This is a genomic window from Flavobacterium sp. KACC 22758 (assembly GCF_028736135.1).
GTDB lineage: Bacteria > Bacteroidota > Bacteroidia > Flavobacteriales > Flavobacteriaceae > Flavobacterium > Flavobacterium johnsoniae.
In genome coordinates, this window is the sequence record NZ_CP117878.1 from 3,219,265 (window position 1) to 3,233,716 (window position 14,452).

General features: G+C 35.1%; 7 protein-coding genes. 5 read left to right on the forward strand and 2 right to left on the reverse strand.

Annotated features, from left to right (window positions below; all coding sequences use genetic code 11):
• Positions 1–32: 32 nt before the first annotated feature.
• The 5 genes from PQ462_RS13850 (at position 33) to PQ462_RS13870 (ending at position 8,099) form a co-directional block, all read left to right on the forward strand.
• On the forward strand, positions 33–2,216 hold the full coding sequence (locus PQ462_RS13850) for a PepSY domain-containing protein (RefSeq protein WP_274250407.1): 2,184 nt from the start codon (positions 33–35) through the stop codon (positions 2,214–2,216).
• A gap of 368 nt (positions 2,217–2,584) precedes the next feature.
• Positions 2,585–3,592: an FAD:protein FMN transferase gene (locus tag PQ462_RS13855; RefSeq protein WP_274250408.1), complete on the forward strand. Its 1,008-nt coding sequence runs from the start codon at positions 2,585–2,587 to the stop codon at positions 3,590–3,592.
• Between the two features lie 219 nt (positions 3,593–3,811).
• The gene (locus PQ462_RS13860; protein WP_274250409.1) at positions 3,812–6,190 is read left to right on the forward strand and encodes a TonB-dependent receptor; all 2,379 of its coding nucleotides are present in this window, start codon (positions 3,812–3,814) and stop codon (positions 6,188–6,190) included.
• A gap of 31 nt (positions 6,191–6,221) precedes the next feature.
• Positions 6,222–7,553 (forward strand): hypothetical protein, encoded by a 1,332-nt coding sequence (locus PQ462_RS13865; protein WP_274250410.1) that lies wholly within the window; start codon positions 6,222–6,224, stop codon positions 7,551–7,553.
• 180 nt (positions 7,554–7,733) lie between these two features.
• On the forward strand, positions 7,734–8,099 hold the full coding sequence (locus PQ462_RS13870; protein ID WP_274250411.1) for a PKD domain-containing protein: 366 nt from the start codon (positions 7,734–7,736) through the stop codon (positions 8,097–8,099).
• Positions 8,100–8,162: 63 nt separating this feature from the next.
• Here PQ462_RS13870 and PQ462_RS13875 read toward each other — a convergent pair whose 3' ends face one another.
• Both PQ462_RS13875 and PQ462_RS13880 read right to left on the reverse strand, forming a co-directional pair.
• Positions 8,163–10,574, reverse strand: a complete 2,412-nt coding sequence (locus tag PQ462_RS13875; RefSeq protein ID WP_274250412.1) for a sugar-binding domain-containing protein — start codon at positions 10,572–10,574, stop codon at positions 8,163–8,165.
• A gap of 252 nt (positions 10,575–10,826) precedes the next feature.
• Positions 10,827–14,351, reverse strand: a complete 3,525-nt coding sequence (locus tag PQ462_RS13880) for a malectin domain-containing carbohydrate-binding protein (RefSeq protein WP_274250413.1) — start codon at positions 14,349–14,351, stop codon at positions 10,827–10,829.
• Positions 14,352–14,452: the final 101 nt, after the last annotated feature.

Genomic DNA, 14,452 nt, shown 5'->3' on the forward strand with positions numbered 1-14,452 from the left:
AAATATTTTATTACATTTTTAGAATACACTAAATGACTCTTTCTTTCTGGCGCTACGCACATTTGGCTCTGGCCTTATTTTCTTCGATATTTCTGCTTTTAGCTTCTGTTACCGGAATCATTCTCGCAGTCGATGCAGCACAGGAAAAAACGCTTCCGTACAAAGCTGCTGATTTTGATAAAATTACTTTGGGAGAAACACTGCCGGTATTAAAAAAAGAATACTCAGAAATTACCGAATTGAGTGTCGATTACAATCAGTTTGTAACACTCCAGGCCATTGATAAAGACGGAAATGATGTGAATGCTTATATTGATCCTAAAACAGGAAAAGTATTAGGAACGCCTGCAAAAAAGAGTGAATTTATTAAATGGATTACAGGTTTTCATCGTTCGCTGTTTCTTCATGAAACCGGCCGATTCTTTGTGGGCGTGATTTCTTTTTGTTTACTGTTAATTTCAATTTCGGGATTTGTACTGGTTTTAAAAAGACAAAGAGGCATACGTAATTTCTTTTCGAAAGTAATTAAAGAATATTTTGCACAATACTATCATGTTGTTTTAGGTCGCCTGTCTTTAATTCCAATTTTGATTATCGCGCTTACCGGAACTTATTTATCGCTGGAAAGGTTTAACTTTTTTATGGGTGAAGAAAAAGTAAAATCGGTAAAAACAGAACTTTCGGCAGAAGCCAAAAAAACTTCGGTATTTAAAACCACATTTCTTTCTGATGTAAAGAAAATCGAATTTCCCTTTACAGATGATCCTGAAGAATATTACATCATTGAACTAAAAGACCGCGAAATTGAAGTCAATCAGGTTGACGGTACTTTACTTTCAGAAAAACGTTCACCTTTTACTGTTCAGTTATCGGCTTTAAGCCTTGACCTGCATACAGGACGAATTAATGCTGTCTGGGCTGTTATTTTAGCCATTGCGTGTCTTAACATTCTTTTCTTTATTTATTCTGGTTTTGCTATTACTTTAAAACGAAGATCAAGCCGGATTAAAAATAAATTCAAAGCCAATGAAAGCAACTATATTTTGCTGGTTGGTTCTGAAAACGGAAGTTCGTTTCGATTTGCCAATGCTATTGCGAAGCAGTTAATGAGCCATGGAAAAAAAGTTTTTACAGCCGAATTAAATAGTTTTTCGGTTTACCCAAAAGCTGAGCATATTATTGTTTTTTCGTCTACGCATGGTTTGGGTGATCCGCCTTCAAACGCCAGAAAATTCAAAACCCTTTTACAAAAACAAAACCAAGAACAGAAAATTCAGTTTTCGGTTGTTGGTTTTGGATCAAAATCTTATCCTGATTTCTGTCAGTTTGCTGTTGAAATCGATCAGCTTCTGGAAAATCAAAATTGGGCAGAACGCTTTTTAGATTTACAGACTGTTAATGATAAATCAGCAGTTGAGTTTACAGAATGGGTAAAATTATGGAGTGAGAAAACCGAAATTCCGCTTGCCTCTACTCCATCGTTGTACAACCATGTTCCAAAAGGTTTACAGAAATTAATGGTTTTAGATAAAACGCCAATCTCAGATACTGAACATACTTTTATTTTAACACTGCGTGCCAATAGCCGAACGAAATTTGCTTCTGGCGATTTACTGGCTGTTTATCCTGCCAATGATTCGAGAGAACGCCTCTACTCTATTGGAAATCATTCCGGAAATGTACAATTGGTTGTAAAACTGCATCCAAACGGATTAGGTTCTGGATATTTAAACAATCTGGAACCAGGCGATACTATTAAAGCCAGAATTATTAATAATCATGCTTTCCATTTCCCAAAGAAAGCGTCAAAAGTGGCTTTTATTTCTAACGGAACAGGAATCGCTCCTTTTCTTGGAATGATTGAACAAAATAAAGCTAAGAAAGAAATACATCTTTACAGCGGATTTAGAATGGAAACGCCGACACTGCTGGCTTATAAAAAGTTTGCCAATATAATGATCCAAAAAGAATATCTGGATAATTTTCATGTCGCTTTATCGCGAGAAGCCGAACATATTTATGTAATGGATTTGATAAAAAGGGATGCCGCATTTTTTGTTAATTTATTGAAAGACGGCGGTGTAATCATGATTTGCGGTTCGCTTGCAATGCAGAAAGATGTAGAAGTGATTCTGGGTGAATTGTGTCGTGATAACAAAATGCTAAATCTCGATGATTACAAGGAAAAAGGACAAATTTTAACCGATTGTTATTAGGAGTGCAATTTTAGATTGTTGATTTTAGATTGTTGATTATTGATATTACAAATAGATACTACCAATCACAGAGATGACATATAGATTAATTGGCAGATCTAAAAAACAAAATTCCACTGGGTAATATATATCGCTTCGCTGGAGCTTATTAACAATAGGTCAATAATTATCTATAAATATTTTGCTCCTCAGGAGCTGTGTTGATTTTAGAAATACAAATCCCAGAGGGATGATATATTTATAGATTAAATTGACAAATCTAAAAAAAATAGCCCCAGCGGGGTGATATATTTATAGATTAATTTAATTCATAACAAGCCAAAGCCCCAGCGGGGCGGCACATATATCTATTCAAATTCTTTAAAAATATGCACAAATTATTGTCACATAAATTCTTAATCCTGCTTGTAATTACCTGTTGTTTTTCAGCACATTCACAGGTTTTGCGAAAAAGAACTACTCTGCTTATGGGCGGACGTTTTGACATTAGTATTGTGGCAAAGGATTCTCTAACTGCCGAACAAAATATAAACGAAGTAATTACCGAAATTACCCGAATTGAAAACCTAATTTCTGACTGGAAACCGGATTCGCAGGTTTCTCAGGTAAATCAAAATGCCGGAATTAAACCCATAAAAGTGGATCGCGAAGTATTTGAACTTACACAAAGAGCTTTAAAATTATCAGAAATAACCAACGGCGGATTTGATGTAAGTTTTGCCGCAATGGACCGAATCTGGAAATTTGACGGTTCTATGACCGAAATGCCTTCGGCGGAAGCCATAAAAAAATCGGTTGAGAAAGTGGGTTATAAAAACATTATTTTAGATTCTGTTCAATCTACAATTTTCTTAAAACTAAAAGGAATGAAGATTGGTTTTGGCGCTTTAGGTGAAGGCTACGCAACCGATAAATGCCGTACAATGATGATTGCAAAAGGCATTGAAGCCGGAATTGTAAACGGTTCCGGAGATATGAGCACGTGGGGAAAACAGCCTAACGGTCAGCCCTGGAAAATTGGAATCACAAACCCGTTTAAACCAGAAAAACTTCTGGCAGTTGTTACTTTAAATCAAGGTGCGGTCACTACATCCGGCAGTTATGAAAAGTTCGTCATTTTTAACGGAAAACGATATTCTCACATTATAAATCCTGCAACCGGATATCCAGCAACGGGCTTGTGCAGCGTGACTGTTTTTGGTCCAAATGCCGAAACCGCAAACGGATTAAGCACTTCAATGATGGTTTTGGGACAGACAGAAGGCTTGCTTTTACTTCAAAAATTTCCAGATTACAGCTGTGTAATGATTACTGATAACGGAAAAGTTATTAAGTCTAAAAATTTCTCAATTAAAAAGTTCAAAGCAAAATTGTAAATTTAAGATACTAAGATTCTAAGGTGCTGAGGCTCTAAGTTTTCAGCACGGTTTTTCATTATAACAATTACTGCTTATTTTCAACATTAAAATCTCTAATGAAAATCTAATAATCTTCTAACAGGTTTATTTAGATCAAATTTAAATAATACTATAAGTTTGCTGCCATATAAAATCAGTACAACTTAAAATATGAGATTTTTTTACTTTCTCCTTTTCATGATAACCCTTTCTGGCTGGTCTCAAACTGGAAAAATTACAGGAAAAGTAACCTTCACTACTAACGAAATTGCCACAGGTGCTTCAGTACAAATCAGCGGTACAAAAAAATTTGCCGTTGTTGATAACGATGGTCAATTTGAATTTAGAAACCTTTCTTACGGAAATTATACATTGGAAATTTCTTCAATGGAAGCCCAAAACAAAAGTGTAAATATTGTTTTAAATCGTCCTTCACAACAAATTACGATTTCTCTGGAAAAAATAACGGATCCAAAAGCTTTAAACGAAGTATTGATTCAGAAAAAAACTGCCAAAAAAGAAATTATCGAAAAAGGCTTTTCTGTAAATGTTATCGAAACTCAGGAGGCGGCCAAAAGAAATATCCAAACCAATGATTTATTAGGACAGTCTGCGGGAGTCAGAATCAGACAAAACGGAGGTTTAGGTTCTAGCGTAAATTACAATCTAAACGGAATGTCGGGCAACGCCATCCGAATATTTATTGACGGAATTCCTATTTCTACTTACGGTTCATCTTTTAATTTAAATAGCATTCCTCCTGCTTTAATTGAAAGAATTGAAGTTTACAAAGGTGTAATTCCGGCACATTTAGCCGATGATGCTTTGGGCGGCGCTATTAATGTAATCCTGAAAAAAGGAGCTAAAAATTCGTTGAATGCTTCTGTATCTTATGGTTCATTTAATACCATTCAATCAAATTTTAATACGACATACCGCGACAAATCTGGTTTTACTTTAAAAGGATCAGGATTTTATAATTACTCTGACAATAATTATGAAATATGGGGGAAATTTGCCCGTGACGTACAGGCCGATGGTGTAATGAAACAAATACGCGCTAAACGTTTTAATGATGCTTATCGTTCTTATGGAGGCCGTTTTGAACTTGGTTTTACAGATGTGGAGTGGGCTGATACTTTTTTGGTGGGCATAAATATGTCTGCTGATTATAATGAAATCCAGCATGGGCAGGCAATGTCTACTCCATATAAAGGAAGGTTTACAGAAGCAGATGCCAAAGTAATAAGCATTAATTACGCTAAAAAAGATTTTATAATAAAAGGCCTTGAATTTAATATTAATTCAGTTTTCAGCCAGAGAAATGAGGTTTTAAACGATACCGTAAAATGGAATTACAACTGGTTTAACGAAAAAGCAATTGGCCTTAAAGGTCTTCCTATTCTAACACCAAACGGAGCACAGCAGGGAGCACCGACAATTCTTCATATTAATAATAAAATTTTCAGTACAAGGGGCGGTTTAAATTATTCTGTAAATGAAAATCACAGATTCGTATTCAGTACAATGCTCTACTCATTTATGAGAGATGATTACGATGAAATGAAATCTGAACTGGAAAGAAATTTTCAGCAGAAACGCGACCTGCAAAAAAACATTTTATCATTTGCCTACGAATTTGAAGGTCTTGGTTCCCGCTTAAGAACAAATGTATTTGGTAAAAGATACAACCAAAAAACGGAGCAGAGAACTCCTGTTTTGACTACAACAAACGGACAGACTACAATTACCGAAAATCTGGAAAATAACAATACGACTTTTTACGGATACGGATTTGCAGCATCTTATTTTGTTCTGCCTAAATTAATGTTATCAACATCTGCAGAAAAGGCAATCAGGCTTCCGTCTGAAAATGAAATTTTTGGTAATCCCGGTGAAAATCAAACTTCAAATAGTTCATTAAAACCTGAGCAGAGTAATAACTTAAATGTTGGTCTTCGATTTGGTCCTTTTAAAATCAATGAACACAAATTCAGCTTTTCGGGTTCAGGATTCTGGAGAAATTCTAAAGATAAAATTGTGCGCCAGTTCAGCACCAGAGTTAATGAGGCTCTGCAGGCAACGCCATCTGTAAATATGGGAACTGCACAATCTCTTGGTTATGAAGCTTCATTAGAATATTCGAATAAAAACAAATTGTTTGTATCAATGAATATGTCACGATTTAATTCATTGTTCAAACTCAAATACGATCCAAACGGTAAAATTTATGACAATTATAATAAGCAGTATCCAAATGAACCTTACTTCATTATCAATGCAAATGCACAATACAACTTTAAAAATGTATTGCAGGAAAAATCAGAATTGAACCTGTACTACAATTTTAGTTATGTAGGTGAATTTTATACAACATGGCTTCAAACAGAAATGGACAAAACTCCATCGCAGTTTCCTCATGATCTGGGTTTAAGTTACATCTTTCCAAGCAAAAGATATATTGTAAGCTTTGATGCTAAAAACATAACCAACGAAGAGGTTTATGACAACTTTGCGGTTCAAAAACCCGGAAGAGCTTTCTATTTAAAAGTAAACTACATACTCAATAAATTTTAGTAACTAATTAATAACTTTTAATGTAATAAATATGAAAAAAAGTACATTTAAACTACTGGCATGTGGATTGGTTTTTACCACATTTGCGCTGACAAGCTGCAGCAGTGACGATAATAAAAATGAAGAAACTCCTGATCCTGCTCCAACAGAAGACAGATGGATAACTGTTGCCGGTGCTGTAATGCAGACTAATCCCGGAGACGGAGACGGCGGAACTAAAGTATTTTCTGTAAGCAAAGCAGATGCAAAAAATCCAAATGTATCTATTGATGTTTACGAAAACGGAGAACCTGTTCAGTCAAGCAGAACAGCGCGTTTACAATCATCTGTAGATGGAAAAACACTTTTTAATATTACTTACACAGGTGCAAACGGAGGTCAGTTTATGACTTATAATGTAAATGGAGGTAAAAACTTCGTTCAGTCAGGACAAACAGTAAGCATTGCACAATATGCAGGAGCATCACCAAGATGGGTAAAACTTTTTGACGGCGACAAAACCGGTGTAGCTGTAAACGTAACCGCTCCTGTTGTAAAAACAGAAGATGATGGAAAAACATACAAATACACAAGAGGTTCTGCAACCGTATTAAGCTTAGATTTCCAAAAAATTAATATTTCTACTTACGAACAATATGAAATTGCTTTATCTGCTGCAGAAGAAGCTTTAGGACATCATATTTTCCGTTTAGATGCTCCAACCTTAAATAAAGCAGGAGACAAACTGATTATTGGAACATGGATGCGTAAAACAAATCCGGCTACAGGAACAAACGAAAGTACATTTGATCGTTTAGGATCTAAATCGGTTGTAGTTGATTATCCTTCATTAAAAAATCCTAAAGTAATTACTTCTACAGTTGGTTTTGGTGATACAAGCGGATACAGAAGTTTTAACAGCTTTGCAGCGAATGATGGAAATATCTATCAGGCAACTCAAAGAGATACTAAAAAAGGTTCTTATATCCTGAAAATCAATCAAAGCAACGAATACGATAACTCTTATTCTTTTAGTTTAGATGCTGCTCTTGGAATTACAGGTTCTTACATCGACGCCTGGAGATATGTAGGAAACGGAATTGCATATGCTGTTTATCACCATAATGCAAATGATCAGGGATACGTTGCAAGACTTGACCTAAACGCAAAAACAGCAAAATTAGTAGATGGAATTGCTTACGATGCGGACTTAAATTTTGGCCAATACCAAGGTTTTGTAGTTGACGGAAACGAAATTTACATTGCGGTTACTCCAGTTGGCAAAGATGGAAATATCTATATTATTGATGCAGTAACAGGTGCCGTTACAAAAGGTGCAAAATTGGTTAACAAACCAGGAAACCACTACATTGGTGTTTTCTAAAAACGATAACTTGAGTTATAGCGATAATTCTTGATTTTTTTTTTAATGGTGACATTCCGCTTCAGTTTTGGAGCGGAATGTTTTTTTTAATTACCTGATAAATATTTACTTAACATATTTTTATTATTAATAATTAAATATAAATGTACTTTTGTAAGATTTTTAATAATTAAATATAACATGAAAAATTATCTATTTCGATCTTTTACCACATTATCAATATTACTTTTTATAAGTTGTTCATCTAACGACTTTTCAGAAGAAGAAAAAGATCAAACATTAACCCCTGAAGCAAATTTTTTATTTACTGGAAATAATCAATCTGCACCGGCAACAATTAATTTTGAAAATACATCTACTAATGCAACAGATTATTCATGGGATTTTGGAGACAACAAATCTTCAATAGAAAAAAATCCTACTCACATATATGTCGATCCAGGTATATATATTGTAAAATTAATTGTAAATCGACCTGGAGGCACATCAATTACAGTAAAAAATATTACTATTACAGCTCCGCCAGCACCAGCAAATGCCGGATAGCTTTCTTAAAAAAAATGCTCCTTTAATAAATATTAAAGGAGCATTTTTTTTAGTTCTTTTACTCTATTTTACTTTTATATCAATTGTTGAAACCGGAATTCCATTTCCTGTAGACGCCTTTAACTGAATACTTTCTTTCTTTCCATTTGATTGAATTATGGCAATACACTTTCCATTAAACAGCTTGCAGGAATTAGCTTTAAAAGAATCCAAATTAGCCTGATAACCATTATCAACACCAACTAATTTTCCTCCGCCAGAAACTTCAAAATTGATTAAATCCATTGCGTTTGGCACTAAATTTCCGTCTTTATCAGTCATGGAAACGGTTACGTAAACCAAATCGTAAGTATCGTTTTTGATTGTAGTTTTTTCAGCTTTTAAATCAATTTTAGAAGCTTCTCCTGCTGTATGGATTTCTTTTTCTAAAACCACTTTTCCGTTCTTTCTGGAAATCGCTTTTAATGTTCCTGGCTCAAATTTTACACGCCAAGAAATATGCAGATCATCATTTTGTTTGGCTTTTTTTCCGAGTGATTTGCCATTTAAGAACAATTCTACTTCATCGGCATTATTGTAATACGCCCAAACTTCCACTTCCTGATCTTTTTTCCAGTTCCAATGCGGTAAAATATGCAGGACCGTTTTGTTCGACCATTCGCTTTGGTACATATAATACACATCTTTTGGTAGTCCTGCTAAATCAACAATCCCGAAATAAGAACTTCTTGCAGGAAAAGGATACGGATCTGGTTCTCCGATATAATCAAAACCTGTCCAGATAAAAGTGCCCGCCATGAAATCCTGACTTTTAATTGTTTTCCAGTTTTCTTCGTGCGTTGCGCCCCAATACGATTTCACCTGATCGTAAGCCGAAACAGTCCAATCGGCATTTCCATCAAACGGAGCACCGTGTTTTGTTGGCCACGCTTTAATTCCGTCAGGAAAATCATAATGCCCGCGCGTTTCTAAAGCAGAAACACTTTCTGAAGCCAATATTTTTTGTCCTTTAAATTTAGTTGGAAAATCTTTATAATCTTCATGTTTGTAATTGAATCCCAAAAGATCCAAGGCTCCGGATTGGTAAATGAAGTTTTTCTCAATTACATTTTCTGTCAAAGCCGAAGTTACAGGACGTGTTGTGTCTAAGGATTTTACAATTTTAGCCAATTCTCTCGTAATTGCAATTCCAGTCGAATCAAACTGTTCCCTAATTTCGTTACCAATACTCCACATCATAACCGATGGATGATTACGGTCTCTTTTGATAAAATCTTCCAAATCCTGTTTGTGCCAGGCATCCCAATCTTTGTGGTAATCGTTGGTTACTTTTTTCTTTTTCCAAACGTCAAAAGCTTCATCCTGAACAATAAATCCCATTTCGTCGCATAATTGCATCATTTCCAACGAATGCGGATTATGAGACATTCTAATAGCGTTTGCTCCCATTTCTTTCATTAAAGCCAGTTTTCTTCTAACGGCATGAATGTTTTCTACCGCACCCAAAGCACCATTATCATGATGCAGACAAACTCCGTAAATTTTCGTTGGAACGCCATTTAATGAAAAACCTTTCTCCGAATCAAAATTAAAATATCTAAATCCAAGTGGCGTTTCATAATTGTCTACCAATTTCGATTTCTCGTACACTTTTGTAATTACTTTATATAGATACGGATTCTCTGTACTCCACAATTTCGGCTGATTTAAAACCAAATCATGAATCTTTTTTTCAGATGTTTTAGCACCGATTTTTTCTGTTGAAGTATAATTGGCAACTTCTTTATTTTCTGCATTTACAATCGAAGTAACGAGTTTAAATTCTTTTGCCGAAGCATTATCATTATCAATGGTAACTTCTAAATGTATTTTTGATTTTGCTGCAGAAACTTCTGGAGTTGTAACATAAGTTCCCCATTTACCAACATGCAATTTTTCACTGGCAACTAAACGCACATTTCTATAAATTCCAGATCCCGTGTACCATCTCGAATTGGGTTGTGCATCGTTATCAACTTTTACTGCAATAATATTTTCTTTCCCGAAGTTTAAATACTGCGTTAAATCATAACCAAAAGAAATATAACCATTTGGACGAATTCCTAATGATTTTCCATTTATAAAAACTTCGCTGTTCTTGAAAACACCATCAAATTCAATCGAAACTGTTTTGTTTTTCCAATTTGCAGGAATAGTAAATGCTTTGCGATACCAGCCTTTTCCTGCTGGTAAAAAACCTTGTGCTTGTTTGGTTTTGGCATCTTTATCAAAAGTACCTTCAATACTCCAATCGTGCGGCAATTGAAGCATTCTCCAATCTGATGCATTGAAATTGGCATTTATTGCTTCTGGATAATCTCCCAGTTTGAAGTTCCAGTTTTTGTTAAAGTCTTCGAAAATTCTGGCTTGTTTTTGGGCAAAAATTGATACCGAAAACAGTATTGTTAAAGCAATTATTATCTTTTTTAAAATCATAATATATTTAAATAACCATTTTTTTTAATTCTAAGTTTCTCCAATCTTGTCATTTCGACGAAGGAGAAATCTTCGCGAGTAACTCCGTAACGTAAATCGTCCATCTTTGTCGAGCTTCTTGTGGAGATTTCTCGTTCCTCGAAATGACAAACTGGACGAACTCAACTTTGCGCGGGCTTCGACTTCGCTCAGCCTGACAAACGATGAAACCCTCTGTTCCTTTGTAACTCTGCTACTTTGAACCTCAAAAAATCACTGAAACTCAAAATTATCCAACATTAATCCCTTCAAATCATCTCCTTCCAACCTAATTTTATACGTTCCTGCGTTAATATAACCACCAGAAGTTGTATTTAAAATCTTCCATTTTTCTGTCGAAGAAGGAAACTCAATTGTATCATTTCGCATTAAAATTCCGTAGGCATCTTCCATTTTAAATTTGACTTTTAATGGTGTTTTATTTCTATTCATAAAACGAAAACGCATTAAATAAATTCCGGCAACTCCAGGTTTAACTTCAAACTCGATGCTATTTTTTGTCTTTTTTGTGAACTCAATATAATCCGCCTTTTTGAAATTTCCTTTTTCTATTCCAGTTCCTGTTGTTTTCGTTTTTTCGGCTTCTATAATTACAACTGGTCTCGAATCGTCTTTTTCGCCCATATCGTAAGTTGGAACGACTGCAATTGTAGAAATGGTTTCAGAATTATCAAACAGAATTTTCTCGCCTTTCTTTACTTTCTTAGTCAAAACTACAAATTCGGTTTGACTGCTATTTTTAGCTTTTTCTTCTAACTTTTTATATTCAGAAAATCGCTCTAAGTTCAAATTTTTATTATCTATAAAAAGATATAATTCTGAATCTTCTTTAGCAGTAAACGAACCTTTATTTTTAGAATGTAATGAAAACTGCAAATAATCTGCTCCAAAAACTTCCGAAGGCAATTCAGTAAAAACAACATCAGAATCTGAGTATTGTTTTGAATTAATATCCAGCCATGAAGCTATTCTGTTAGTTTTATCATAAGAATCTAAAACCAAATTCTGAATGTTTTTTGAAGATTCGGCTGCTGGTCTTGCATGAATATCTTTCGTCGCAATAGCAATGGCCGAAATTATCGCCTGTGAAGCCTTTACATTTGGAAACGAAATCACAATTTTTCCGTTTTTACTTTTTACCTTAAATACCTTTTTTAGTGCATTATCATGTCCTGCTTCTGCCCAAATATCGAAATCTTTTAAAACAACATTTTCGTTGATGGCAACATCAAACAAACGCCATCCTTTGCAGTCTAATCCTCCGCCAGTTCCGTACCAAGGTTCTGTGAAATATAGTTCAATTAAATATTCTCCGTCTGATGCAGGAAATTCATAACGTAATTTATCAACTCCATATCTAAAACTCTGGAATAATTCAGGATCTTTTGTTCCGTTTATTGGATCGAAAGTTTTTCTTTGACTGGCGAAAAAGTCTGGCAATTTTTCAAAATTATCTGTCCATGATGAAGAACCCCAAGTATTTTGACCGTTTTTATGTGTATCGGTAAACCAAGTATTTCCCGCAGAATCTGTCAATTCAGAACCTCCGCAATTTACTCTGTAAATATAATTGTAGCCATTTTTTGCTTTTGTAATATCAGCTTTATTAGTTGTTAAAGCATCAAAATTTGGTGCTTTTGGCAGATTATTTAAAACGATATAATCTTTTGCAACGGCTTTCCCATTTACATAACCAACAGCATATAAAACATTGTACTGGATATTTACATTATTAAACTGAAAATGCTGTCCTATTCCCGGATTTTTTAGTTTTCCTAAAGAAGATTTATTCACATCGTTGAACAATTCTACTTCATCGCAATTGGAGTAAATATCGATTCCGTTTTTAATTCCAGTTGTTTCCCAACGGCTTGGCCAAGTATGCGAAACGATATAAGCCATCGGATTGGTTTTGTTCGAAACATAATTGGCTCGGTACATATAAAAAGCATCCAAAGGCTCGCCCCAAATCGTAAAAAGTCCTTTGTAATTGACTGGCCCAACTTTGTCAATATCTCTAAATCCTTCTCCATTTTGTACTCTTCCTGGATTTTCATGCGAAGCAAAAAGCCAGTTGAATTGTCCTGCAATTTTATCTTTTACCGATTCTGCTTCACGAACTTTAATTTCCATTAATTGAGAAAAACGGTTTTCGCTTAAAGTTCCTTTTTGGTCAAATTCACCTTCTGTATGTAAATCGGCTGAACGCCAAGCGCCATATTCTCCGTTTAAAAGCTGAGTTGTCATTTCCAGATGGTATTTTAACGGATCTCCGCCATACGTTCCAGACCAGTTCTGTACGACATTCCAATCTGTTCCTTCTCCACCGTTACAAGTTGTTACGATTCTTTGCGATGCTGATAACGGATCCATTTCGCGGATTATCTTGGTGCATTCCTCTGCAAATTCCTTCGGAATAGTACTTTCATTCTGCAATCCCCACATGACAACCGACGGACTGTTTCTGCGTTCCTTAATCCATTCTCTTAATAAGGTTTTAAAGTTTTCCTTAAACTCTGGTGTATCGTACCAAATATGCGCCGAAAACTGACTCCAAAATAAGATTCCGTTTTCGTCTAATTCTTTTTGATATAATAAATTATGAGGCTGATGCGCTTCTCTAAAAGCATTAAATCCGCCTGCTTTTATTTGCTCGATTCGAGAATGAATCATTTCGTCTGAAAACGAATGACTTTTTCCAATTAAATGTTCGTATTCGCAGACGCCATTTATAAAAACAGGTTCGTCATTAATGAAAAAACGATTGTCTTTTCCGTCACGACTCACCGGCCAGCTTACCCAGCGAATTCCGTAAGGCGTTGTTAACTGATCGATTATTTTTCCGTTTTCGTAAACTGAAGTAACCAATTTATACAAATACGGATTAGATGGCGACCATAATTTCGGATTCTGAATCTCAGGAAGTGTCTGAGCTATTTCTTTTGTTTCCCCCGAATTGATTTTGTTATCGCTTTTTGTAATGACAACTTTCTTTCCCGAAGCATCCAAAAGGATATTTTCGACAGTTAAGTTTCGTTGTAAAGTGCTGTAATTCTTGATTTCTGTAGTCGTATGAAGAATCGCTTTTTGTTTCGATACCGATTTATCATTCCAAATATGAACACCAAACGGCTGAATTCTCACATCATTTGTAATTACCAAAGAAACTGGCCTGAAAATTCCCATTGGCTGAGAACCTTCTGAAAATCCCCATTCTCCCGAACAGCCTCCGCAAACCCAAGGTAAATCGGCAATAAAGGATGGATGTGAAGCTTTTACTAAAATGATATTTTCTTTGTCGAAAAAAATGGATTTCGTTATGTCTAAAGTAAAAGTAGTTCTCCCGCCTTTGTGTTCGCCCACTTTTTTACCGTTTACCCAAACTGTTGCGTATGAACTAACGCCTTCGAAATAGAGAAAATGTTGTTTTAAACTCTCTTTTTTATCAAGTTTCAGCGTTTTTTTGTACCAGGCAGTACCATGTAAATTTCCATGTTTTGTTCTTCTAAAACCATAATACTGATCCCAATTGTGAGGTACATTCACATTCAGCCATTTATCTGATTTTGGATTGTCAACAAAAGATTTTTCCTCTTGCGGATTATCCAAAATAATGGTTTCCCAAGACGAGTTCAGCGAAACTTCCTTTCGGAATTTCGCTGAACCTTTTGTGCTTTGACTCCAAACAAAGCATGTACTTGAAAAAAAACAAAAAATAAAAAAAACTATTCTATTCATATTTTCAAAACCATATAAGTGATTATAAGGCTGTTTAAGTTATTCTACTAATCTTACCTCGCTTTTTTGTCGAGGCTCTAGCGATGGCGAACTGGCGAAGC